Source organism: Xenorhabdus beddingii, from assembly GCF_002127545.1.
Classification (GTDB): domain Bacteria; phylum Pseudomonadota; class Gammaproteobacteria; order Enterobacterales; family Enterobacteriaceae; genus Xenorhabdus; species Xenorhabdus beddingii.
On record NZ_MUBK01000006.1, the window covers coordinates 1 to 26048 of the forward strand.

Here is a 26048-nt window from a genome sequence, read left to right on the forward strand (position 1 = left end):
TGGACTGATTGCTTACTGCCTTAAATGGAAAAAGCCGTCACTGAAAATTTTCTACTCAGACGAAGATTTTCCAGCAACGGCTTAAGCGGTATTCGGGTTGAGTAGGAAAACCATTATATTGTACCTAACCTCAGCTTCGTTTAAGAATAGCAATATCAGTCTCCCGTAAATTCAAGCTCGGCTTTTTAGGTTGGAATGTATAAGCAATTAGACCAGCAGCGATTTCCAGCAGAAAACCGAGCTGACTATGATGCCTTGAATGCTCTATCTGAGAAATATTTTTGAGCTGATCAATGACCGTCTCTATCAGAAATCGCCTTCGTAACATCAACTTATCCCAAAGGGATAACGCTTTTGCTTTCATATTACTACGGACATTTGTGGTTAACGTGATCCCTTCTGCTTCCAACTCATCGCATAAAGCCTGTGATAAATAGCCTTTATCGCCATATAAACATCCCGTTAACCCTTTTGCCAGCGTTTTGACAGGATGACGATCATCCTTATTTCTTGCGGTTAATTTCACGGCCAAAAGTTCACCACAATCATTGATAACCCGATGAAGTTTAAAGCCATAAAACCAGCCCGTACTGGTTTTTCCTCGTTGTGCAGCCGCCTCAAATACCTGATGGCGGGGAATACGAAGATTGTGACAAACGGCAATTTTGGTGGAATCAATAAAAGCGATCCCTTGGGTTTTAGCCTTGCGTGACGAAAGAAAAGCGCATAAAGGGATCAGCGCCCTTTTCTTTAGGGTGAGTATTCGGGTATAGCTGATCAACCCGGGGAAATCGGTTTTAAGGTATCGTTTTACATGTTTAATATAAAACATTTTAAAATTACGATAATGGCTCATGTGGAATAAAATGAGGATCGTCATGACTTCACTGAGAGAAAGGGACGCTTCGAGATGCCGTTTGAGTAATCCTCATTCGATGAGCTGTTGATGCCAGAGAGGGATAAATTTTTGGCAAAAGTCATCGACGCAGCAGTAAAGTTCTTCTAAATTAGACATGCCTGAGGGTCTCCATAATTTTGTTTTCTTTGACAAAAACTTTGTTCGTGCCTCAGGCACTTTAGTTCCCTTCTTAAACGAATCTCAGGTTATCTAATAAAATTCAGTTGGAATTCATTTTAATATGAGGGTAAACGGATGTGGATTTTCTATCTGGGGTGATCCCCATAGGGACTCCACGGTAATAAAAAGAAGTGGAGCCAGTGTAATGAAAGGATCAAGCTTAGGTAGGTGTGGTTTGCCGGGCGCTTGCGTTTGATCTGACTGCCAAATATGTTTCAGAATATATGGCAGATTTTCACAGACACAATTAAAGCAACAGGTCTGGTGAACTGTGTCTTATTCAGCTACGACTTTGGTTTGGAGTTTCAAACAACCCTTTCCGGATGGGTGAAAATATTTCCAAGTCTGACTGGTAACGAGACTTTCCTTCAAGTGCCAATTCAACCAACACTCGACCGAATAAAGGTGCGTACTTGAAGGCACGACCGGACTCCATAATACACATCGACGCGCCTGGATAGAATGACTGGGAGCATGGTTCGGTCGGAATACGACCTATGACAAGCTTACCGTCCGGACTCATGGAATAGAGGCAGGTTCCCACACGTTCGAAGTTTGTGGCATCAATGATTTCGGCGTCGAGAAGATGCCCAAGATGTTGCGAGAGCTCCTCCATCAGGCGGTCATTCACGCCTGGACGGATTGCCGACGGCGCGTCAAAGATATCGTAGGTATAGTCCGCACTCATCTTCACCATGTTCTGCATCTCTGGTGAGAAGTTCAATGGAGGAAAACCGTAGAACGTACCGTTGTCACTTGCATCAATGTTGCCAAACTCAAACCAGACGGGAATCCTAGGACGATGTTTCTTTAACGGCCAGTAGGCATAGTTCATCTGCCAGATTTTCCAGTTTCGCGTCTGTTGCAACCCCAGAGGAGTAAGAACTGAATCGGCCCACACACCCGGACACGCAATCAGGTACTTCCCATGTACACTGATCGCTTTGTCTTCTCCTTGTATATGAAGGGTATAGCGATGACTTGTCAGTGGGTTTCTGTGGAAATCAATACCTATTACTGCATGTTTATCCAGAACGTGGAGGTGCCCTGTTTGCTTGGCTGCATAAAAGAATGCTTTTGCAGCGCCTTGTACGTTGATGGATGCGCTGGCAGCCTGCACAAGTCCGACGTAATCGTCAGCTAGGGCTGCACGATTGAACACCGGAAAGCGTCGGTGAATGGCGTCAGGTGAATCAAGATACTCATAGGGCATTCCCATACGATCCATAGTTTTCTTGATTTGCTGGACGTTACCCTCGGTCGTCATGGGAGCGTCCCGATGTCCGAAAAAGATCAGGTCGTCCATCGCAAGTAGTTGTTTGCCGGTTGCCAGCTGCAATTCCATCCAGAGGGCCAATGAGGTCTCAGCTAGGTGCGCTTCGGATTCGTTATCCTGCATCAGTCGAAACATTCTTTCGATGCCTTTGGAACTGTTGACATCGTTATGTATTCCGTACTGGTCAATGATCAGAGTGCGAAGCCCTCTGAATGTGGCGTAATAGGCACTGGCGAGTCCGATGATCCCACCACCAATTATAACCATATCAAAGTCATCCCTAGGGTTGACTGATTGCATCATATTCTCCTTTTAAGCTCATATCTTTTGGTATGTCACTGATAATTTTACGAAATCGATGTTGAGGGTCAGTCATTCTGTCACGGTGCTTTTTGTTGCTGATGCTGTTGTATTTAAGTTAAGCCAGTAACCTGGCTGGTAAGGAATCGGCAGAAAGCGTTTGTGCAGTTCTTGGAAAGTCTCTTCCGGATCCAGGTCTGCGAAACGCGTCGGATGCAGCCATTTCGCAATACGTTGAAGTGCGATAAAGTTGTACGGGTTGTCATAGAATGCATGCCAGATCGCATACACCTGTCCAGTATGAACAGCACGTAATGTCCGATATGCAGGCCGTGTCATCAGACGTTGAAGGCGGTTCTGTCCCTCAACAGGATCTGCTCCGGGACCCAGATTGACCCAGTCCCCGGTTGGTGCATAAAGGGACCAGTTGGCACCTGTCACAATTACAACGTCTGGATCTGACGTGATGATCTGTTCGGGGTGAAGAGTTCCAAAGTTGCTAGGAATAAAAGTGGAACCCAGGTTTTTCCCACCGGCCATGTTTACCATCTCACCTAAGTTGCCGGGGCCGTAACTCATGCAGCAATCTTCATACATACCTGCAGCTCGTTCTATCACTACGAGAGGGCGATGGCTGACATTCTGTAATCGTTGCTCCACGCGGGCGATCTGTTCTTCGCGAAATTGAAGAAAGGCGTTTGTACGCTCTTGGCACCCCAGCAGCTCACCGATCAATTGCATGCTGCGAGTAGCGTTCGCAAACATGTGTGTACGGAAGTCGACAAAAATAAGAGGAATACCGGCTCGCTCAAGACGCTCTATCAAACCAGACGATTGCGCGACTGGAAGAGAACTGAGATTCATCAGCACCAAATCTGGAGCCAAAGAAATGGCTAGCTCCGCGTTAATGGCATCCGTGGTTGTAGCCGGAAATGTCGGGATCGTTGCAATCCCGGGAAAGCGCTTCAGGTAGGCATCGTACCCATTAAGATCAGCGAGGCGAAAGTTTTCTCCCCAACCGACAACATTGCCGAACGGGGCATTGGGTTTTAGTAAGGGTAATACATAGGCTAGTGCACCATCTCCTACCAACAGGCGGCGTACGGGGCGAGGTAGCGTCACAGTACGGCCTGCCAGATCCGTGATCGATATGCTCACGCTCGCGAACGCACGATTATATGTGAGAAGAGTGAAAAATGTTGCCGCAAGCATGCCGCGTAGCATAGTTCGGCGTGTTAGGAAAATATCAGTCAATTGGTACTCCCACTTGTTATGTGTACAATTGTGTCCTCGGACCGCTCCAAGACGCCATTTGTTCAGGACAGCAGACAGATCCATCCCACCCACATCATGCCTGGACACGAATAGGAACAAACGAAAGGAAGGGTATCGAGGCAAAGCAGTATCGTGTGATGCTCACACCCTACCTTCCAACGGGATCCAACTGATATGCTTTACTGCGACAGAAGTGTATAAATATCGCAGCCGAGTAGTTGTGAACGTCTGAGTAACTCTTCGGTTCTAGTCCCTATGAGGATCGAGGCATATTCATTGGCTTGATCCTGAGTTAACGTCTGGAAAAATTCAGGAAATGTTCGCTCGATGCTGTCGCAGATGACCGCTCCCGCGTTGCTGACGTAATCGGGTAGGTAGTTGATACCTTTTGTACTCAGACGCTTCTGGGCTTCAGGACTTTTGAATGGTGAGTTTGAACTACTGATGACCCATCGTGTACTAATCCTATCTACGGTGGGAATATCCAGAATCCCAGAGAGGGATGCAATACATAGAGCATCAGTTTCAACGGACCAGAACTCGTCTTCGTCCAGCATGTGTACTTGTTCCGGAATGTCTGTATCTGGCCGTACATCAAATCCGATCACGTCATAGCCGTGCGCAAGACACTGCCGAGCCACTTCCCTCCCCACCTTTCCCATGCCGTGAATCGCTACCAGTGGAGTGATATTGTCTTCAGGCAAGGATTTTATCACTGAATACAGAGAGCTCCAGACTCCGTATCCTGTTGAGATTGAGGTATTGACTTGTGCGCTTTCTAGAGCATCAAGGATCCAGGGGGTGGATTTTCTGAGATATGCCATATGATCACTATTCGTGTTGATATCGCAGCCGGTATACATTGTTCCGGCATAACGATTAAGTACCTGCGCGATTGCATCAAAAACGTGTGGTGCCTCATCAGGTCCCACCTTGCTGTTGACAACAATCTTTCCGCCACTGAAGCCTGTCTGGTAAAGGTTATGCTTCAGATCCATAGCATGGGCAAGCATAATAGCTTCATCTTTTTGTTTGGATAGAGAATCATACTGATACCATCGAATTCCACCGTTACTGGGCAACGTATGTCTGCGTGGGGAGCATGCAATGGTAAATGAACTTTGGTCGTCCACGACGATGGTTTCAATTTCGTATTCACCGAATTCAGGGTGGTTAACTATGGGCATGGTCAAATGTCCTTCTTTTATTGTTTTTTCCGAATAGTATTTGTAGCCCCGGCTGCAGTAAGGCAGGTATACAGGCCATTGGGAGTGGGTTCGCGCATGAAGTCCGATATATTCACCTTGATACCCAGTTCTGTATCTGCGAGCACGACCAGTTGAATAGCCGCAAGTGAGTCGCCACCATCATCACTGAATGAGCGATGGGGGTTGGAAGGCGAAACCCCTATGGCCATCTCCCAGAGGCCAGTTACAGCTGCTTCCAGAGTTTCATATACGTGCTTCGATGCACGATGAAGTGGTACATCGTCAGTCTGAAGACGGGTGTAATTGTCACTACCGGAGGCTATACCATGGTGCTGCCTGTCAAAAGGGTAAAGAGGTAATGGAATTCGAGAGCCAGGTTTGTCCCATGATGGCCGCCAATCAGGGGTCACACCAGATAGCCACAGTCGTTGCAGTGCCATGTGCCAGACTTCGTGTTCCGGTGATTCATCTCGTTCACCACACATCGTACGGATGGCAAAATCTTTTGGCCGTCGCGCTTTCGTCAATGCGGTGAGTGTCGTACCCGGACCTACTTCGACAAATACGGTTCTTTCACGAACGGGTAACGAATCCAGTGCATCGAGAAACCGTACGGGTTCTCGGGCATGCCGTGCCCAGTAGGCCGAGTCAAGTTGTGTTGTCGAGTTCAGTACAGAACCCAGCAGTGTTGAACAGAACTTGATGTGTGAATTCTGGTTCGATGGAACAGGAGCAGCCAGTTTCAGATCCTGAAGAATCGGGTCCATCATTGAGGAATGAAACGCGTGCGATACGGTCAGTTCACGGGAGCGGATCCCCTTGTCAAATAAAGCGGCCTGCACGCGTCGGATAGAATTCGAGGTTCCGGAAAGTACACTCGCTTCCACTCCGTTGATGGCGGCCAGCGAAACATCGTTCGACAGCCATGGAATGCATGATGTTTCGCTCAGGGCTACTGCGAGCATGGATCCAAATGGCAGTGCCGCCATCAGTTGTCCTCGCTGGGCAGCAAATCGGAGTGCCTGTTTTTCGCTGAATACGCCTGCCACGCAGGCTGCCGCAATTTCTCCCAGGCTATGACCAATTACCATGTCGGGCATGATGCCGTGTTGCATGAGAAACCGCGCCATCGCAATCTGGACAGCGATCAGGGCAGGCTGGGCTACCGAAGTATCTGTTAGCCTTGAAGAAGGTCGATTGCCATGCAACAGGAATGAGATGTCAGTGTTTGTTGACTCACGCAACAGATCAATTATTCCGTTCAGGAGGGAGGCGAAATGGCGATTGGTTTTAGCAAGATCTGTCGCCATGCCGATAAACTGGCTCCCTTGTCCCGGAAACTGGAAGACGATATGTGGGCGATGTTGTCCTCCATCTGAGATGTCACCGAACGTCTGGAGAATGCCCTGAGCATCGGGCAACAGGATTGTGCGATAACGCTGAGCACGTCGGGTGGTCTGTGAACTCCAGGCAAGGGCATCAGTAGCACTTTCGGTGCAATCCTTCCGATACGCCTGCATCAGTCGGTAGCAGGCTGCTTCGCTTTTTCCCGATATCGGAATAGCCGCAGGATAAACGCTTGGTAACTGCTGTGTTCCGTAATCCGGGGTGTACGGACGAGCAAGTACGATATGGGCATTGGTACCACCTATACCAAATGCACTTATTCCAATTGCGGTTCGTGAATCAGATTTGTCCCAGGATTCAGCAGACAGCGGGAAATAAAAGGGGCTTGCGTCAATGCTGATGGATGGGTTGACTTCTTCGATATGGATTTGAGGTGCTATCCAGCCATGCTGGATCTCAAGGACTGCTTTGATCAGCCCTGCCATGCCTGCGCAGGTTTCGAGATGTCCAACATTAGCCTTGACCGCTCCGAGCGCGCATCGGCTAGGAGCGACCTCTGCTTTCGAAAACAAGGTGTTTAACGCATTGAACTCGATGGGATCACCAGCAATCGTGCCAGTCCCATGGGTTTCTATCGCCCGTATATCTGCTGGGGTAAGTACAGCATCCTTCAGAGCGAGATCGACAAGTCGACGCTGTCCATCAGCACTAGTGGTAGTAAAGCCAACTTTGCGGGCACCATCATTGTTGACAGCACAGCCTTTAATTACCGCCAGAATGTTGTCGCCATCAGTCAGTGCCGACACAAGCGGTTTCAGTACAACTACCGCAACTCCACTCCCAAAAACCGTACCACTTGCATCTCTGGCGAATGGCATACAATGACCGTTTCGGGAGTAAATCATTCCCTGCTGCGCTTGGTACGGGATGTGTTGAGGAAATCGTACGGTACAACCACCAGCCATTGCTAAGCGACAACGACCAGCGCGAAGTGCTTCCACCGCTTCGGCGACGGCGACCAACGATGTTGCACAGGCCGCCTGCACGCTAAGCACTGGGCCTTCAATACCAAGGTGCCAGGCTGTACGGGTAACGAGATAATCCTTGTCGTTCGTAATCTGTAGGTCAAAATTGGAGGGTTTAAACTTCTCCATGAGTTCCGAACTGAGCAGTTGCGGCAGATATGCAGAACTACTGCATCCGGCGAAAAGGCCCATATCTTCTAGCCGTCCTGGCTGGATGCCGGCATGTTCCAGCGCATGCCAGGCACACTCGAGAAACAAGCGGTGTTGAGGGTCCATTAGTGCTGCATCCCGGGGTCCCACGCCGAAAAAAGCCGCATCGAAGGATAAAATGTCGCCATTCAACGGCGCCGCGAACGGGATCGTCTGCTTGTCAACGGGGGCGTGGTCGAGTTCCACGATCGATTCGACACCATTGACCAAGTTATGCCAGTATTCTTCCGGATCACTGGCACCGGGAAATTTGCAAGCCATTCCAATAATGGCAATATCGCGGCTGAAAGGCTGGATATTCATAGCATCTCCACCTTACTCAGTCACATAGCCGCAGCGGATGAGATTCTGTAATGATTCATCTGCAGTTTCGAGTGGAATCAGTAGCACAAACGCACGGTAGCGTTGGCGAGGAACTTCCTGAAAAAGCTGGCGAACACCGAACATGCCAGCTACTTCGCCTGAGACCCCAGTGGCGAACAATGACTGCCACTGCTTCTGCCAGATAGCAGAGGAATTCCAGATGCCTGAAATTTCGATTCGGCCTAGTTTCGTCTCTGCCGTTTCCCTGTAATAGGAAAGGATATCCTCACCAAAACGGGCTATCTTCCAACCTTCACCACATATGATCCCAACTTCGTTACCGTCGTCGTCAATCCATCGGTCGGTATGTGAGTTAACATCTCCTACACTTGGGCGATCATCAGCCTTCGCTTGGAATTTGATGTCACTCAGCTCAAGCATCGAGATGATGACAGCTTTGTCATGGCCAATGCGTCTGGCTATGGCTTCTCGGGCTTTTTCAGGTGCACCGGACGTTTCCAGCTCGGTTCTCGCGAGATTGGCAAGTCGGACAAGGCCTGACATCATATCGTTCTTAGCTATTGGCATTCGATATGCTCCCATTGACTTTTCGTTCACTGTTCAGTAACTGTCGGCCTCGCTCCCGATCAGTATTGCTTCCTGCGTCAGCAAATACCGTCACAACAGTGGCATCCTTGCCAAACTTGGCGGCGACATTATATGCAACCACCCAATTAGCTGCTGCCGATCCACCAATAGGAATGCCGGTTTCTTCGAAGAATCGATACATCGCTTTCAGCGATTTATCGTTTGATACGCTCTGGAAAGTGACAGACGAAGGAATTAACGAGACAAAGGGCTGCTTGAAGCCAAAACCAAATCCACCTGCGCCGGCAAATCGAGATAGGTCGTTTGGTGGTTCCATAGTGCCGAATGGCATTTCACTAGGGGTACATCCGACCACGTGCAATTGGGGATTCTGCTGCGAAAGTGCCGCGTACACTCCGGCAAGGGTCCCTCCTGTGCCTACTGCAGAGATCCAGGCATCGGCATGGCTTCCGTCAAGCTGACGACATATTTCAGCGCCAGTGTGATACTGATGCACTGCCGTGTTGACAAGATTCAGATGCTGAGACAGGAGTGTCCAGCCAGGTTCTTCACGTGCGATTTGTTGACTTCTCGCGATGATGCCGAGAAGGAAATGTTTTCGATCGACTTTCGTGACAATTGCCTTGCTGCTGCTTAATGATTGTAGCAATTCATCCGACGCTGAATCCGGAATGACGACATGTACAGGAATATTGCACAGATGTCCTAGGTGTGCGAGAGCTCTAGCCATATTGCCACCCGATGAGTCGAGTAACCTGAGAGGAGCGCTATCGAAGTCATGATTGTTGACAGCATCACAGAAAAGACCAAATGCGACGCGATCCTTGATCGAACCCGAAGGATTTCTTGATTCCAGTTTCGCCAGTATCCGAGCACCATTCCGAGGCCCAGGAACCTCAATGAGTGGAGTATTACCCAATGCCTCGCTGTACTGTCTGAGTTGAGGAAAGATTTGTAGCGCTTTATCAGTAGAGGGAGCGACTGTTTGCGCGTTGAACAGGGAAAAATCCATGATGAAACTCCTGTTACATATTAGTATTTGTTGTCGATGATGTGGGGCTCATCCGACCTTGGCGTAGGATGGCGTCAAGCACGGATTGAACTTGACCACAAAAGTAAAAGTGACCGCCTGGGAAAGTTTCCGGGGTTGCATTCCGCGACAAAAAACAACCCCACTTTTTGAGATTTGATAGCCCAATCATCGGGTCTTCTTCACCGCCAAAAATACGTGTCGTTGGTAATTCACCCACCGGAAGAACCGCAAGTTGTCGCAGTAGTACGAGATCCTGATGTATCAGCATCCCGAGGAAGTTCTGGGTAGTCTCGTCAAGCGTATTCATGCCTGCGACTTCACCAAGTACCAAGGCTCTGTTTTTGAGGCAATCGACGTCGTTATCGGTTTTCAAAAGCTTCTGTAAGGAGGAAGGTGTATGCTGGGACGAGACGATGAGTTGTTCAATACGAAATCTTGATTCTGTCATGGCACTCGCAACGTGCAGTGCCAGAAGTGCTCCCATGCTGTGGCCAAAGAGCGTGATGGGTGCAATACCCAAAAGATTGAACAGACTTCTGGTACAACGCCTAATTGCAGCATGTGGGTCATTCCAGTCAGTGATAGCTTCATCCTGAGGCACTTGTGGGTATTGCATAACAAGCAGATCCACATCCGGTGGTAGATAATCTCGCCAAGAGCGGTAGAAATCGACGCTTCCTCCAGCATGGGGAAATATCACCAGTTGATGCCTAACTGGTGCAGTGGAAGTCATACTGAGCCTGACAGCACTTTCGTTAAGGGTCTCAAAATGCTTCATACTTGACCTACCTGCTTTCCTGATTCGGTGGAAAGGATTGCGTTGTACGCTTTGGTGCGCAGCAACACACGGTCAACTTTTCCGATGCCCTTTCGAGGAATCTCATTGATAAAAAGGAGTTTTTCCGGTAACTTGAACTGAGCAACTCCGGCTTTTTCGAGGTATTGTCGAATTGCTGGGAGAGAAATTTGCTCGCCTTCAGTAAGAGCTAGGAACAGGCAGGCTACTTCTCCAAAGCGATTATCCGGAATACCGATGCACGCAGCATCCTTAACTACGGAATGTCCCTTGCTTAGTTCTTCAATCTCTTCGGGACTGAACTTTTCCCCACCTCGATTGATAGCGTCCCTAACCCGTCCATCAATATATACATTTCCGGCCGTATCGAGGTGGGCAAGATCTCCTGTACGGTAATATCCGGCAGGAGTGAACGACCACGCGGAGGCTTCTGGATCATTGAAATACGTTGTTATTGTGTAGGGTCCGCGTGTAACTAACTCACCCGATCTACCGCAGGGCAACGGCGTACCTATTTCATCGACGATCAAGACTTCATCCCGGTTTGATAGCGGCCTCCCCTGCGAATTGTGGCGAATCTCTGCGTTATCCGTGCTATGGGTAAAACAAAGTAGGCCCTCACTCATTCCATAGCATTGCTGAATATGCATACCAAGCCTCGATTCCGCCCGCTTGGCGAGATCTGTGGACAGCCGAGCCCCTCCCACTTGGATAAGCCGGAGTGTGTTCGTCTCAATTTGCAGATCATCAATACGTTCGAGCCATTGATTCAGTAACGCTGGAACCAGAGTAGTGTGGGTAATGCCGTAATTTACGACGAGTTTCAGGGCCGTTTGGGCCGATGTATCTTGAGCCAGAACCACGCACCCGCCCGAACTCAGGGTACCGAGGATGCCGGGGCAATTAATCACAAAACCATGAGAGATGGGCAGGACCGCGAGATAGACAGAATCACGGCTCAGTTCAAACACTTTACAACCCTCTGTGATCATGTAGCTGTAGCCCCCGTTTAACCGGGCGATAGGTTTAGGCAGCCCTGTCGTGCCGCTGGACAACAACATCATCGCTGTATCTTCGGCATACATTTCAGTTACGCTGTGATCATCCAGATGCACAATGCTGGCATTCGAAGAGCAGAATTCCCTGAGGTTGTTCCAGTCTGAAGATGGTGTTTCTGATGTGTCATCAACTAACCTGAACGTGGCGGGTAAGTTCTCCTCGCGAAGCAAATCATCAACAACACGAAGTGCGCTGAATCGCTGGTTTCCCTTGGTCACCGCAACAATAGTTGGACGAGTTTTCTTCAGAATATGTCGCAACTCCCGCTCTCGGTAGGCGGGAAGGATTGGAACTGGAACTGCACCTGTGATCAGTGTGGCAAGCATCAGTACGACACCCTCGGCACAATTGGGCAGTTGGAAAGCAATACGATCTCCTTTTTTGATCTGTATGGCCCGAAGCCTTGCCGCAGTACTGAAGACAAGTGACATTAATTGTTGGTATGAAATAACTTCACCTGCGGAGACTAGAGCAGGTGCGCTGCCTCCTGTTTGCAATGCGTTGGCGAGTTGCTGGTTCAGGCAAATAGAAAAGTCATCCATTGTACCCCTCGCTGTTATTGATTGTGGACACATTATCCAAAGCCAGAATCTCAGGCACTGCATCAATTAACTGTTCCAACTCTTCCAGAGAGTGATCGTGTGTGTCCCATAGCGAGAATCCGGTACATCTAAGATCCTCCAGTAAGATTTGCAGGTGTAATGTCTCGGCAGAACTGAGACTCAGGTCATCACGAAGCCGCCAGTCATCGCCAGCAGACTTGAGCAGATCGTCCGGTAAGCCTACTGTTGCTAGCAAGGCAATAATGCGTTTTGTGTTCATGCTCTTCGCCTTTATTGTAACTTTATTTTTATTAATATGGGAATGATTATTATTATCACTAGACCGTCGGTCAGTCAATATGCTTTTAGTGAAGAAAATATTTATTACTAAAAGATGAGTAAGTGGCCACCTGTACAGCTTACCAACACAACTGATAATGCTTACGTTAGCGCTTCTACACCCATTTGCCTTTCTATTGAAAATGGTTATTATTATCAACGACCGACGGTCAGTCTATATTTGTGTTCCTTGTTTTTTCAGGGAATCTGAAAGATATTCCATATCCGCTTGAATTAGGGGATGCGACACTGCTTGGGTAAATTCATCGTTCCCACTTATACAGAATCGGATGGACAAACAGACATGTAACAACGTTTCAGAGGGTTACCCAATGGGATACATAGAGGAAATACCCAAGTCCAGTAAGATCTATTCACATCGTCGTCTGGCTATATCTCTCGTACTGGTAACGAGTGCAGCATGTGCCCAAGGACAGGAGACACAGAGTCAGGAATCGCCCAGAGGGGGCACAGCAAAGATAATAGTATTGCCTACGATTACGGTATCGAGCCAACTCCCAGGCCAGGAAAATGGACCAGTGCACGGCTATGTTGCTGAGGAAGCAACTGTTGGTAACAAGACACGAACTCCTGTTATGAAGGTACCTTCGTCCGTCTCAGTCGTGACCCGTGAACAAATGGGAATCCAGCAGTCGAATAGCACAAGTCAAGCCTTGCGTTATACCGTCGGTGCTAATAGTGAGCGTTTTGGCGGCTTCGGCTCGCAATTGGACATTACCCGAATCCGTGGGATTGACGCTGATTATTACTTGGATGGTTTACGGGTCATTGGAAATCCAGGTAGTTGGCTTCCCCAAACTGATCTGTGGACACTAGAGCGTGTTGAGGTGCTGAGAGGTCCTTCGTCCGCAGTGTACGGACAAGGCACTGGCGGTGGCATTATTAACCAAGTTAGCAAACGTCCGGCAGATGAAATGGAACGTGAACTGTTCGTGCAATATGGAAGCTTTAATCGAAAGCAAATGGGTTTCGACATCACGGGTCCTCTGGATGAAGATAACAAACTATTGTACCGCTTAACGGTAAGCGGCTTGGATAGCCGTGAACAGGTTGAGGCAATGCAACATCGTAGGCTCTACTTTGCACCTTCACTAACTTGGCGTATTACACCGGACACCTCATGGACTATATTGGGCACGCATTCCCGCGAACCATCGATACCGGATTACAACAGCCTGCCTGCGGTTGTGCTGGGTCTAGATCACAGTCCTTACCCGCAAGTGGATAGACAACGTAACTTCACTGATACAAACTTCTCGGATTCTTCACGCAGCCAAAATTCCATTACCTCCATTTTTGAACATGACTTCGGCGGTGGCTGGAGCTTTGCGAGCAATGCCCGCTATATGTATGTCTCGTCTGACTTGCAACGGGGAGTCGTATATGGCTATCAGGTAGTATATGCTCACCCCTGGCTGAGAGGGTATAACGAAATTACCCCATCTAAAGTGAACAGTTTTTCGATGGATAACCACATTGGCGGAAAACTCTCAACAGGAGTACTTGAACACACACTACTGGGTGGCGTGGACTATACATCTGGCCGACTCGACAGAGCTCTCTATAGCGTTGGACCAGTTCTTTTCAATCCGTATAGGGAGAACGACTATCGTCCACATATCAGACGCGATTTCTCAGCCAGTCGAGCTGCACCGTGGAAGTCGCATCAGGAGTTCTCGCGAGTGGGGGCCTACTTGCAGGATCAGCTTGCTTACGATAATTGGTTGCTGACTCTTAGTGCACGCCATGATTGGTCTGACACGGAAGATGAGACGCAAAGCTACTCACCAGTTGCACGTAGTACCAAACAGCAAAACCGAAAGTGGAGTGGACGCGCAGGACTAGGATACCAGTTCACCCAAGATTTCATGGCGTACGTAAGCTATGCGACGTCATTTGATCCGCTAATCGGTACAGACTATAAGGGTAATCCCTTTATCCCAGTTGAAGCTAAACAAACGGAAGTAGGCATCAAGTTTCATCCCACAGGTTCAGGCTCTCTGATCACTGCCGCGGTATTCAATCTTGAACAGACAAATGTTAAAACAACGGATACTCAGCATCTTGGGTTTAACAACCAGACGGGAAAAATTAGGAATCGCGGTTTTGACATTGCTGCAACAGTGGAATTAATGCCTAATTTGAATCTCGTTGCGAACTACACCTGGCTGGACAGCCGCGTCGTTAGTGATCCGCTATACCAGAATAAATCGCCTGCACAGGCACCACACCATTCTGCCAGCACTTGGCTTGATTATCGTTTCACTGGGCTTCTAGCCGGATTACGCTTTGGCGGAGGCATGCGATATCTCGGTTCAACCTGGGGTGATCCCGGTAACACATTCAAGGTTCCGGCCGCAACACTGTTCGACCTTACAGCTAGCTACGACCTGTACTATCTCACTGGTCATGATGTAACGCTTTCAGTCAACGCAAGCAATCTTACTGACAGGAAGTACTTAGCCAGTTGCACCTCGGAGATGTACTGCTTCATCGGCCAGGATCGGGTGGTCACAGCAACACTGATGTATTGGTGGTGACATGAGACGCAGCAATCTGCTACACAAAATCATGACAGAGTTCTCAGGAGGTGTACGGTACGATAAACGTGAAAGCTTGCAGTGTTCCTGTCGCGTTAGCCTTGCAAAAAACTACTCCGCAAGAGTTGTATGGTAATTTGGTGTGACTGATCGTGATAAGCCTATTGCTGTACTTAATGCTGCGTCGGTACTATTGAGTCTCCAGCAAATTGAGTCGATAGCGGGCAATAAACTCCACACTCTCTATGGCGGGCAAGCCAGCTTGTATCTATCGCACAGGCACTGGTTCGTGAGCCTTGGATCCTGCGACTTGATGAACCGACCAGTGCACTCGATTTGCAAAGATAAGAACTACTAACATTACTCCAACGATTGGTCCATGAGCACAGATTGTGTGTGCTCATGAACAGTCATGATAAAGTACTCCAATTCGCTGAGCACGTTGCAGTATTGCATGAATGCCGCACACTAATCTCTGGGGATCTACACGATGTAATTACTCCAGAATTGCTCGAGCAAGTCTATGTTAGGCATACGTCGGACAGAGCTCTCTGGGCTATCCGCATCTGATTGTTCAGAGTCGTTAAGCGCGTTCTTGTGACGCGTTTCTTTCATCTTGGCAAAGTCGCTTCCCTACGATACGGCCAGCCAGCAATTGTATTTGCATATTCTGAGGACACTCCAGCAACAATTGCCCCGGTAGCCCATCAGGATACAGGTCTTGCAATCAGTAAGAATGACTACAGAGTGTGCTATCGTCAACAATATCAACCATGCGTAGACAGTTGGCGATGACAGCCTTGATAAAAACTTCTCGATTGGATTGTGATGATACTATGACATCATCGGTGGCACCATGAACACCTGCATAAATTAGCAATGCAGTAATGCGTGGTTGATCTACTCGCCACGCTTTGGCCTGCGTACCACTTTCGAGAATAGTCTGCAGTTGTTCCAGAATCGTATTTTTTTCCTGATTGTTTCTATTATGATGGTGGTGGTTGGTATAAACAATATCGTGTGTTCGGTACGTTTCGACGTAAATTTCAATACTCACTCTAATCCACATACAAAGCCGCCCAAGCCAGTCGTCGGGTTTGCAAGTATCGACAGCCTCCTCAAGCCGCATTAAAAACTGCGCAGTATAGCGCTCACCCATCGCTTCAAGGAGCTTGTTCTTGGAGGCAAAATAATGATAAAAGGTTCCCTTAGCTACCTGTGCCAGCTCAACAATTTCGTTAATCGTCGTCGCATCAACACCCTGTTCTAGGAAGAGCTGTTCAGCTGCCGCCATCAGTTCGTCAAGGCGTACTTCAGCAGGTTTGGTGCGCGGGTTTTTTGGGGCTTCCGGTTCGCGTCGGTTTATCTTGTATCTCATTGTGCTATATCAATCTTACGTGCTGAAAACAACGTTCCAGGTTTTGGTTGCATTCATAGCACCGTACCACAAATACCTGGCTACGTAATGGAGTTGCGATGGCATATAAGTGCCATGCTTGTTCATAGCTTACATGCTTTGATGTGAACAGCAAAGTGATGCTGTTGCACATACGTCAGGTCCGCTTTTAGAGCAGAGGTATCAGCCTCGAATCGGTCACGTTGGCAATTTATTATTATAGTAGCTGAATGCACTTTTCTTGATACATCGATGAACCAAGAGACTTTACAGCAAAATTCCTATTTTTGATTCAGAGGCACATTAGCGATGAATATCGTAGTTGTGCAGTCAGCAAAATTCTTCCAGTAATAAATGACACTATAATAAATGGATCTCGATGGCATTAACCATCAGGAATTTTCATCTCTTATGCTTCACATTTCTTAGATAATTTCAGAGGTTACTAGGAATCACAAACCACCCAGATACCATTAATCAATGGTAATGGCGCTCCTTTTGCAAGTGTTCGAATTATCTAGCCAGAACAGAGTAACCGTGTGGTGTTCACGTGATTACCTCGTCTCTATATCAAATTATTGACCGACGGTCGGTCAATATATATCATAGCAGTTCGAATTCTTGGATACTTGGTGGACTGCTATGCAGAGATTCCGTCTTCATGCCCTGATCGCTGCCGCGTATTTGGGGACATTTCTTGCAACACTTGATATCAGCATCGTCAATGTCGCCCTCCCGACATTGCAGGAGGCTCTCCAAACAGACCTTGGTGGACTGCAATGGGTCGTCAATGCCTACGCGATCGTGTTGTCGGCGCTAATGCTATCGGCTGGTCCTCTGGGAGACAAATATGGTCATAAGCGCATGTGGGTGGCTAGCGTCGTACTTTTCGTTGTAGGTTCCATTGTCTGCGCCTGTGCAACACAGCTTGATTCCCTGTTATGGGGGAGGACTATTCAGGGCGTTGCCGGCGCATTGCTGATTCCCGGTGCGATGCCAATTCTCACGCACGCCTTTCCCGATCCTAAACAAAGAGCCCGGGCGATTGGAGGGTGGTCTGCATTCAGTGCCTTGGCTTTAATCTCTGGCCCGCTTCTTGGCGGTCTTCTTATCGAACACATCGGATGGGAAAGTATCTTCGTCGTGAACGTACCACTCGGGATTCTGGCCGCCTTACTGGGGATGTGGGGTATTCCTGAGAGAAAGAATCCCGAACATGCCGCATTTGACCCGATGGGTCAGATACTAAGTATACTGTGGCTCGGAATGCTCAGCTATGGCCTTATCGAGATCGGTGAGTACGGTGCGTCACCCGAGAAGGTGTTGCTTCCTTTTGGTATTGCTGCCGTGGCGTTCTTAGTCTTTATCTGGGTTGAACTGAACGTACAGCGTCCTCTGTTTCCGGTAGAGTTATTTCGCAATCGAACGTTGGCCTTGGCAAACGTGGCTTCGTTTGTCTTGGGGTTCACCGGTTACGCCAGCCTGTTTTTCTTATCGCTATTTCTGCAGCAAGCACAGACCGATTCGCCAGCACTGACTGGGTGGCATCTCATGCCACAATTCGTTGCCACAACGGCGGTGTCGCTACTCTTTGGGCGTCTGACTGTACGCATTCCTCTCAAACTCCTGATGGTTGGGGGCTACAGTTTGATTGGATTGTCCATGTGTATGATGTTGACCTTTGGTCCATACACGCCATACATTGTTATTGGGGTAGACCTTGCGTTACTGGGGCTCGGAATGGGACTGGCGGTCCCGGCAACTGGCATGATGGTCATGGGTTATGCACCTCCTGAACGGGCAGGCATTGCTTCGGCTACAATGAATGCTCTTCGACAGACGGGGATGACACTAGGGATCGCAGTACTGGGCAGTGTAATGGGTATAAGCGCCATCCATGACATGACCATGGCCATCAATGCATCAGGGGTGGCTGGGGCAAGTGACCTTGCCCATCGTGCGGTCGTTAATCATATCCTGCCTGCAGGTCAGGACTGGCTGAGTGATATTTATCGGGCTGCAATGGCGAGTGGGTTTGGGCTGGCGATGCTGTGTGCTGGCTTGGTTGGCCTGTCAGTGGCATTCTTGTTACTATTTTTCAGCACTGATCTTGTTACATCGCATACAAATTCTGTGAAGAAAGCGGTTCGTAAAAGAGGTGATCTCTAAAGCCATGCAGGTATGTAATGGTCAAGAAATACCGAGCACTAATGAGTAACCGTCTTTCGCTTTAAACCGTATGGTATGATTCGTTCCACGGTTTATTTGTTTTTACCATTGCATTGAGAATGACCAGTAATTTACGCATACAAACAATGATGGTGACTTTATTGGGCTTGCCTGCAACGAATTCTGTTTTCTGAAATGCTCCCTATCTGTACGCCTAGATATGCTTGAAGAAAGAGGTGTTAATTTATGAATAAACTGACCCTAATTTACGGTAATATCTTGGGTCAGTTCAGGAAGATGGTAGGTACTTACACACGTTGAAAGAATTTGGCTATTTCCGTAAACGACGTTGCGTATAAAGTGCATCCAGCGTAAACAGAATCAAGGCAGCCCAGATAAAGCCAAAAGTGATTAAACGATCCGGACCAATTTCCTCACCATAAACCAGCGTTGCCAGTAAGAACATCAGTGTCGGGCCAAGATACTGGAAAAAGCCCAGCGTGGACAGACGCAGATGCGCAGTGGCTGCGGTGAAGAGCAACAGGGGCACCGTCGTAATAATACCGGCAGCAATCAGCAGCAGGTTCAAAGAGTACGAATTGTCCAACATATTGCTGGTCGGGCTATGGGTGAAGAACAGCAGGTAAGTCAGAGCGACAGGGAACACCCAGATTGTTTCAATCAACATACCCGTTTGTGCATCCACTCCCAGCTTTTTGCGGATCAGCCCATAGACGGCAAATGTCATTGCTAAGTACAGGCCAATCACCGGGACGGATCCGAACTGCCATAACTGAATGAGGACGCCGGTAAAGGCCAGCCCCACCGCGATCCACTGCATACGGCGGAAACGCTCCCCCAGAAAAATCATACCCAACAGCACACTGACCAAGGGATTAATAAAATACCCCAGACTCGCTTCCAATAGATGGTTATTATTAACCGCCCAAATATAAGTGAGCCAGTTACTGGTAATCGTGAAGGCAGTGAAGCCTAACAGTAGCAGGATCTTGGGTTGACGGACCACTGCCCAGACCCGACGCCAGTGACGGGTTACCGTCAGCATCAGCACCATAAAGAAAACCGACCAAATAACGCGGTGTGATACGATTTCATCGGGGGGCACATATTGTATGCTCTTGAAGTAGATGGGTGCCAATCCCCAAATAAGGTAAGCCCCTAAGGCATACAGGATACCTTTGGTCGTATGTTGGTTAGTCATAATATCCTTGAATATTCAGAGTCGTGTTCAGAAAACCAGAAGAGCTTGCAAAGATGATAGCCCATAAACCTGTACAATGTGTCATTGGGATGAGTGATTTACAAGTGGTTAATGGCATGAGCAATAAATTAAAATTTTTCACTTATCTAAATAGCACTTTATGCTAAATTGTTATATTCAGGTAAATTAACTCTCTCTATTTATACACACTGCTACCTGTTTCATCTCAAGTTTTGCGTCCACGGTGGTAGATTAAAAAACGAACATTTGATGAATGTTGTGCTATAAGGAAAGTGATGAGGATTCCGTTACGATTCATCATTCAAGGACTTTTTAACTTTTTCTAAAGGCTGTTTAAAAATCTGCAGAATATCTTATGGATCTCGCTGATATAGGGGGAATATATATACTTTATTATCTTTATCTAAAGCCAAATAACGTTTTAAATGGTAACTCCAATTTATCTGGACAATCTAGCCCCCTTACTTTCACTGCGCTATCATTATTTCTTAATATATTACATAACTGTGCAATATCTTTAGGTGTCCAATATATATTTTTAGCATAACCTATTTTTTGAATTGGATTTAATAAATGCTCTACTTCACCTGCTTGTAATATCTTGGCAACCATTGTTGAGCAATTTTTTTTGATAAAATGATAACTATGGATAGTGCGATAATTGCCATATATTTTTCCATTATAGATTTCATTTTTTTGACGTTGCATTTTTTCAACATTCAGGCCAATGAGGTAGTATTCCAAATGGGGGGCTTCTGCAAAATCACTTCGAAGGCTATTAAAAGCTCCTGCGTATGATAACCAACCTCGCGGTATATCTGGTTCTGCAAGGAAACTGACATAATTATCGTTTGTTGGATGCCCTGTATTGTGTGAAGAACGCGGTGGTTCATCATTGATGTCATTTGAATTTTCTGAATTGAAACCCAACCCAAAATGTTGCGGTACTCCACCGACATAAATAGAAGCATGTCCAAAATGAAAGCTCCGGCAGGGATACCAAACATATACAACCGCATCGACAGCTTTTCCTGCTAAGATATCCGATTCTGCTTTGGTTCTTGGATTCATAATTTATTCTCATGTTGATTGATTTATGATGAAATTAAATTAAAAAAACAGTATGTTGCGATATTTCTTGAGGCTATCTGATAATGGTTGAGGTAGGTGCAGCATCGCTGGTATTGGAAATCTGGTTGTGATAGTTGAGTATCATATACCCAGAGTAACGGATTGTTAATAGGTGTAGCGGATGATTGGGCAATCCGCACTGTGATTAATTGATGGATGCTGGCTTATATCGACAATAATGCTTGGCTTATTAGGCTATCTCACAAACGTCAAAAAAAGGAATGTGTTTTGTTGGCACATTCCTTCATTTTATTTTGCATTAGGATTTTGGAGATGCATATTTAAAATTAGTCAGAAATATCAGCCAACCAAATAAGTTCCTGTGGCGCTGGCAATATGTACCTGCTGTTCATTGTGCAGTTCTATTCTGGCGACAGATACCTTGTTGCCCGCGCGGATAATGTTGCTGCTGGCGGTAAACACTTCACCCCGTCCGGGGCGCAGGTAATCCACGCGCAAATCAATCGTGCCGAGAGTCGGCAGGCGATTCTGCATCTCTGCGATGGTGAGTGTTTCCAGTGTCGTTAGGGCATTACCCGCACAAACCAGCCCTCCTGCAACATCCAGTATGGAAGCGATTGCCCCGCCGTGTAGGATCTTCTGAATCATATTGCCGACGAGCTTTTCTTGATTGCAGAATTGCAATTCTGCGTAGTCCTGTTCAAAGCGGAGCAGCTCAAGTCCCAGAAGTCGGTTGAATGGCATGTGGTAAATAAAGACTTCGCCGATAAATTTACGGGCTTCTTCGGGGGTTAATATTCTGTCTGCAGGCTGTATATTTTCCATGAGTGCATTTCCTGATAATGAAAAGTAAACCTATTGAGGTTTAATGATTCTTTATAGTTAATAACTTGTTAAGTTTATGCTTTTATTATCGACCTTGCCAGTCTGTGAAGCGCTTCGAAAAACGATTCATTGAAAAAAAAACGGACTACAAAAAATAACCAGGTAGCGTGTAGAATAAGCGGTAATTTTTCAGTTTGAAATGATGACAATAGGAAAACCAGAAATCATTACGACGGGGCGTGGCGGGTGAGGATCTGTTGCTTGGCGCAGAACGGTAATTGGCAGATGGATTTTAAACCGTGGTATCAGTGTTATGCTGAATGATATGCTGTCATTGCTCCGACAGTGAAATAGATAGTGAAATAATATAGTGAAATAGCATGATATACAGGCGATTAGGCTACGTTTGTATTTTTTACAGCCTGTTTTTAGGCTTTTCAAGTAACGATCGAGGAAAAGCGTGTCTACCGCAGAACTCATCAGCACGGCATCGCTGGCTGAACAAGCATTAAGAAAAACATTCGGATACCAGCAATTTCGTCCGGGGCAGCAGCAGGTTATTGACGCCGTTCTTGGTGGGCGTGACTGTCTGGTGATTATGCCAACGGGGGGCGGTAAATCGCTATGCTACCAAATCCCAGCATTGGTGAAAAATGGGCTGACATTGGTCGTCTCGCCATTAATTTCACTGATGAAAGATCAGGTTGATCAGTTGCGGGCCAATGGCGTAGAAGCGGAATGCCTGAATTCAACACAAAGCCGTGAACAGCAATTTGATATCATGCAACGCTGTCGTCAGGGAACCATTAAACTGCTCTATATTGCCCCTGAACGGCTGGTGAACGATAACTTTCTTGATCAGCTTCACGACTGGCATCCGGTTTTATTGGCTGTCGATGAAGCGCATTGCATTTCTCAATGGGGGCATGATTTTCGCCCGGAATACCGGGCATTAGGCCAGCTTCGTCGTCGGTTTCCTGCGCTTCCGGTGATTGCACTGACGGCAACGGCGGATAAAACCACCCGGCAGGATATTGTGCGTTTGCTGGAGTTGCATGAACCGATTATCCATATCAGTAGTTTTGATCGCCCCAATATTCGCTATACGCTGGTAGAGAAATACAAACCACTCGATCAGCTCTGGGCATTTGTTCGTGGTCAGCAGGGAAAAAGTGGGATTATTTACTGCAATAGCCGTACTAAAGTGGAAGAAACGGCGGAGCGTCTGCAAAAGCGAGGGTTAAGTGTTGCGCCTTACCATGCGGGGTTGGAAAACAATCAACGTGCGTGGGTACAGGATGCTTTCCAGCGGGATGACTTGCAGATTGTTGTGGCAACCGTGGCATTTGGTATGGGGATTAACAAGCCCAACGTGCGCTTTGTCGTGCATTTTGATATCCCCCGTAATATCGAATCTTATTATCAGGAAACGGGACGTGCGGGACGAGATGGCTTACCGGCCGAAGCGGTGCTGTTTTACGATCCTGCGGATATGGTGTGGCTGCGTCGTTGTCTGGAAGAAAAACCGGCGGGTGAGCAACAGGACATTGAACGGCATAAACTCAATGCGATGGGGGCATTTGCGGAAGCGCAAACTTGCCGGCGTTTGGTTCTGCTGAATTATTTTGGTGAGAGCCACCAGACCGCCTGTGGTAACTGCGACATCTGTCTTGACCCACCCAAGCGTTATGACGGTCTGGTGGAGGCGCAGAAAGCCTTGTCCTGCATCTATCGCGTTGGACAACGTTTTGGAATTGGCTATATTGTAGAAGTACTGCGTGGGGCAAATAATCAACGCATTCGGGATTTCGGGCACGACAGACTGCCCGTGTATGGCATCGGTAAAGATCAAAGTCAGGAACATTGGATGAGCGTCTTGCGTCAGCTTATTCACCTGGGATTGATTAGCCAAAACATCGCCAATTATTCTGCGTTGCAATTAACGGAGGCTTCACGGCCTGTATTGCGGAGCGAAATGCCTTTACAACTCGCCGTACCACGTATTCAGAACCTAAAAAGCCGTAATCAGCAAAACAAATCATACAGTGGCAATTATGATCGCAAGTTATTTGCGAAATTGCGTAAATTGCGTAAATCCATTGCTGATGAAAATAACATTCCACCGTTTGTTGTTTTCAATGATGTCACGTTAATTGAGATGGCAGAACAGTGCCCGATTACACCTGATGAACTTTTGCTCATTAATGGTGTTGGGCAGAAAAAACTGGAACGTTTTGGCGATGCGTTTATGGCGCTTATCCGTGAACATTTTGAAGGGTTTGAATAACCGAAGGGCACTTAACAGAGGAAGAGGAATGGCACCTGAGATATTGAAAGCAAGCTGGTTAAACCGCGAACCTCAGTTCTCTGCCTTTACAAATGGATTATTACTGGATTTTTGGCGCACGAGGGAAGAACGGCAATTTATGGGAGTGGATGACATTCCCATCCATTATGTCTCTTTTTGTTCTCCCCATCATGACAAAACACTCGTGATTTTGCCCGGTCGCAGTGAAAGTTACATGAAATACCCTGAAGTGGCCTATGATTTTTACCATCTGGGCTACGATATTTTCATTATTGATCATCGCGGACAAGGGCGTTCAGGGCGAATGTTGGATGATCGGCAAAAAGGCCATGTTGAGAAGTTTGATCATTATGTGGATGATCTGGCGAAATTTGTCGAGCGGGAAGTGACGACACGTTCGTCGCATCGCTGCTACGCATTGGCTCATTCAATGGGGGGAGCGATCCTGAGCCGCTTCCTGCAACGTCACCAAGAACCGGTTTTTCGGGCGGTGGCGTTATGTGCACCCATGTTTGGCATCAACTTACCCATGCCCCGCTGGTTAGCGAACTTTCTGGTCAATCAGGCTGAACCCAATATTCAACGACGTAACGCCTATGCACTATCGACGGGGCAATGGCGACCATTGCCTTATTTTATTAACCTATTAACCCATAGTTATGCACGTTATCAGCGTTATCTACGTTATTATGCTGATTACCCTGAATTGCGCCTCGGCGGGCCGACCTACCATTGGATGCGTGAAAGTATGCTGATGGGAGATAACCTGATTGAAAATGCGGGTAAAATTCAGACTCCACTCATCGTATTACAAGCGAGTGAAGATAAGGTCGTGAGTCATCGGGAGCTACTGGCTTTTTGTGCATCATGCCAAAAAGCAGGAACAGGAAAAGAAGAACAAAAACCTCTGGTTATCCAAGGGGCTCATCACGAAATCCTGTTCGAAAAAGATGTATTGAGGGCGGAAGCGCTCAATGCAATTTGTGATTTTTTTGACCAGAACTGATTTAGTTTAGGAACTATAACCATGTATCATGTTGTTGCTTCAGACTTAGATGGCACGTTGTTGTCTCCCAACCATAAATTAACGCCATATACCAAGGAAACGCTGAACTTGCTGACAGAGCAAGGCATTCACTTTATTTTTGCGACAGGGCGCCATCACATCGATGTGGGGCAAATTCGTGATGGATTGGGCATTGATGCTTACATGATCACTTCCAATGGCGCAAGAGTTCACAATACCCAAGATGAGTTAGTGTTCAGCCACAACTTAGATCCTGAGATTGCCCATGATTTATGTTTACTGGAATTCGACAATCCCAATATCCTGACGAACTACTTCAATAATGACGATTGGCTAATGAATCGTGAATCACCTGAGCAGAAAGAATTTTTTCAGGAGTCTGTCTTCCATTACCAGCTTTTTCAGCGCGATGACTTCCCCACCGATGGAGTATGTAAGGTGTATTACACCAGTGACGACCATGATTATTTGGTGGAATTGGAAGAGAGGATTAAGGCGCGCTGGGGAGAAAGAGTCAATGTCAGTTTCTCACTGAGAAATTGTCTGGAAGTGATGTCTGGTGGTGTTTCTAAAGGTCATGCGTTGGAACAAGTTTGCCAATCGATTGGATACCGATTGAATAACTGCATTGCTTTTGGTGATGGCATGAATGATCGTGAAATGTTGAGTGTGGTCGGCAAGGGCTGCATTATGCAGGGAGCACACCAGCGTTTGAAAGACATTTTACCGGAGATGGAAGTCATTGGTTCCAATGCTGATGATGCTGTTTCTTGTTATTTGCGGAAAATATATCAGGTTTGATGTTAATAGCATGATTCAGTATTCTAAAACAGTATCTTAATGGATGCTGTTTTTTTATATCAGTCTTATTTTTGTATTAACAGAGTTATAAAAATACCAGATATTAATAATAATTTAATTAAAGTTAATTTTATTTTATTACATTAATGTTGAACGAAGCATTGATCATTCTACTATAATTAATATTGATGACGGCGGAGGTTTTTCACATGCGCATTATTTTTTA

At 47.1% G+C, this 26048-nt stretch carries 18 protein-coding genes and 2 pseudogenes; 5 read left to right on the top strand and 15 right to left on the bottom strand.

Annotated features, from left to right (window positions below; translation table 11 throughout):
- Positions 1–130: 130 nt before the first annotated feature.
- From Xbed_RS05115 to Xbed_RS05160, 10 genes and pseudogenes are all read right to left on the bottom strand, one after another.
- A pseudogene (locus tag Xbed_RS05115) lies at positions 131–1015 on the bottom strand (IS982 family transposase).
- A 343-nt stretch (positions 1016–1358) separates the two neighbouring features.
- Positions 1359–2657, bottom strand: coding sequence for an FAD-dependent oxidoreductase (locus Xbed_RS05120; protein WP_208612197.1), 1299 nt, complete (start codon positions 2655–2657; stop codon positions 1359–1361).
- A gap of 69 nt (positions 2658–2726) precedes the next feature.
- Positions 2727–3908, bottom strand: coding sequence for an ABC transporter substrate-binding protein (locus Xbed_RS05125; protein ID WP_208612198.1), 1182 nt, complete (start codon positions 3906–3908; stop codon positions 2727–2729).
- A 200-nt stretch (positions 3909–4108) separates the two neighbouring features.
- A complete protein-coding gene (locus tag Xbed_RS05130) occupies positions 4109–5116 on the bottom strand; it encodes a Glu/Leu/Phe/Val dehydrogenase dimerization domain-containing protein (RefSeq protein ID WP_086111859.1) in 1008 nt (335 codons plus the stop codon).
- A 17-nt stretch (positions 5117–5133) separates the two neighbouring features.
- A complete protein-coding gene (locus Xbed_RS05135; RefSeq protein WP_086111860.1) occupies positions 5134–8022 on the bottom strand; it encodes a type I polyketide synthase in 2889 nt (962 codons plus the stop codon).
- A gap of 12 nt (positions 8023–8034) precedes the next feature.
- Positions 8035–8586: an allene oxide cyclase barrel-like domain-containing protein gene (locus tag Xbed_RS05140; RefSeq protein ID WP_208612199.1), complete on the bottom strand. Its 552-nt coding sequence runs from the start codon at positions 8584–8586 to the stop codon at positions 8035–8037.
- Positions 8587–8596: 10 nt separating this feature from the next.
- The gene (locus tag Xbed_RS05145; protein ID WP_086111862.1) at positions 8597–9643 is read right to left on the bottom strand and encodes a pyridoxal-phosphate dependent enzyme; all 1047 of its coding nucleotides are present in this window, start codon (positions 9641–9643) and stop codon (positions 8597–8599) included.
- Between the two features lie 13 nt (positions 9644–9656).
- Entirely contained in the window at positions 9657–10442 is a 786-nt protein-coding gene (locus Xbed_RS05150) for a thioesterase II family protein (protein WP_086111863.1), read from the bottom strand.
- On the bottom strand, positions 10439–12061 hold the full coding sequence (locus tag Xbed_RS05155; protein WP_086111864.1) for an AMP-binding protein: 1623 nt from the start codon (positions 12059–12061) through the stop codon (positions 10439–10441). Before Xbed_RS05155 ends, Xbed_RS05150 begins: the two co-directional genes overlap by 4 nt.
- The gene (locus Xbed_RS05160; protein WP_086111865.1) at positions 12054–12341 is read right to left on the bottom strand and encodes a hypothetical protein; all 288 of its coding nucleotides are present in this window, start codon (positions 12339–12341) and stop codon (positions 12054–12056) included. The genes Xbed_RS05155 and Xbed_RS05160 overlap by 8 nt, the downstream gene beginning before the upstream one ends.
- Before the next feature lie 598 nt (positions 12342–12939).
- On the opposite strand from Xbed_RS05160, the gene Xbed_RS05165 reads away from it, so the two are divergent.
- Positions 12940–14961 (top strand): TonB-dependent siderophore receptor, encoded by a 2022-nt coding sequence (locus Xbed_RS05165; RefSeq protein WP_208612200.1) that lies wholly within the window; start codon positions 12940–12942, stop codon positions 14959–14961.
- 727 nt (positions 14962–15688) lie between these two features.
- Here Xbed_RS05165 and Xbed_RS05170 read toward each other — a convergent pair.
- Complete coding sequence (locus tag Xbed_RS05170; RefSeq protein WP_086111867.1) at positions 15689–16339, bottom strand: TetR/AcrR family transcriptional regulator; 651 nt, start codon at positions 16337–16339, stop codon at positions 15689–15691.
- A 660-nt stretch (positions 16340–16999) separates the two neighbouring features.
- Between Xbed_RS05170 and Xbed_RS05175 the strand changes: the two genes are divergently transcribed.
- On the top strand, positions 17000–18526 hold the full coding sequence (locus Xbed_RS05175; RefSeq protein WP_086111868.1) for an MFS transporter: 1527 nt from the start codon (positions 17000–17002) through the stop codon (positions 18524–18526).
- A gap of 61 nt (positions 18527–18587) precedes the next feature.
- Here the strand turns inward: Xbed_RS05175 and Xbed_RS20125 are convergent.
- The 4 genes and pseudogenes from Xbed_RS20125 to Xbed_RS05190 all read right to left on the bottom strand — a co-directional run.
- A pseudogene (locus Xbed_RS20125) lies at positions 18588–18707 on the bottom strand (IS110 family transposase); the annotation flags it as partial.
- 150 nt (positions 18708–18857) lie between these two features.
- The gene (rarD, locus tag Xbed_RS05180; RefSeq protein WP_086111869.1) at positions 18858–19748 is read right to left on the bottom strand and encodes an EamA family transporter RarD; all 891 of its coding nucleotides are present in this window, start codon (positions 19746–19748) and stop codon (positions 18858–18860) included.
- Positions 19749–20168: 420 nt separating this feature from the next.
- Positions 20169–20840: a hypothetical protein gene (locus tag Xbed_RS05185; RefSeq protein ID WP_086111870.1), complete on the bottom strand. Its 672-nt coding sequence runs from the start codon at positions 20838–20840 to the stop codon at positions 20169–20171.
- Positions 20841–21200: 360 nt separating this feature from the next.
- Positions 21201–21686: a thioesterase family protein gene (locus Xbed_RS05190; RefSeq protein ID WP_086111871.1), complete on the bottom strand. Its 486-nt coding sequence runs from the start codon at positions 21684–21686 to the stop codon at positions 21201–21203.
- A gap of 460 nt (positions 21687–22146) precedes the next feature.
- Here Xbed_RS05190 and recQ point away from each other — a divergent pair, with 460 nt between their 5' ends.
- From recQ to yigL, 3 genes are read left to right on the top strand one after another with little or no spacing between them, the layout of a single operon-like run.
- The gene (gene recQ, locus Xbed_RS05195) at positions 22147–23973 is read left to right on the top strand and encodes an ATP-dependent DNA helicase RecQ (protein WP_086111872.1); all 1827 of its coding nucleotides are present in this window, start codon (positions 22147–22149) and stop codon (positions 23971–23973) included.
- Positions 23974–24001: 28 nt separating this feature from the next.
- Positions 24002–25000: a lysophospholipase L2 gene (pldB, locus tag Xbed_RS05200; protein WP_086111873.1), complete on the top strand. Its 999-nt coding sequence runs from the start codon at positions 24002–24004 to the stop codon at positions 24998–25000.
- A 21-nt stretch (positions 25001–25021) separates the two neighbouring features.
- Positions 25022–25822: a sugar/pyridoxal phosphate phosphatase YigL gene (gene yigL, locus Xbed_RS05205; protein ID WP_086111874.1), complete on the top strand. Its 801-nt coding sequence runs from the start codon at positions 25022–25024 to the stop codon at positions 25820–25822.
- Positions 25823–26048 lie beyond the last annotated feature (226 nt).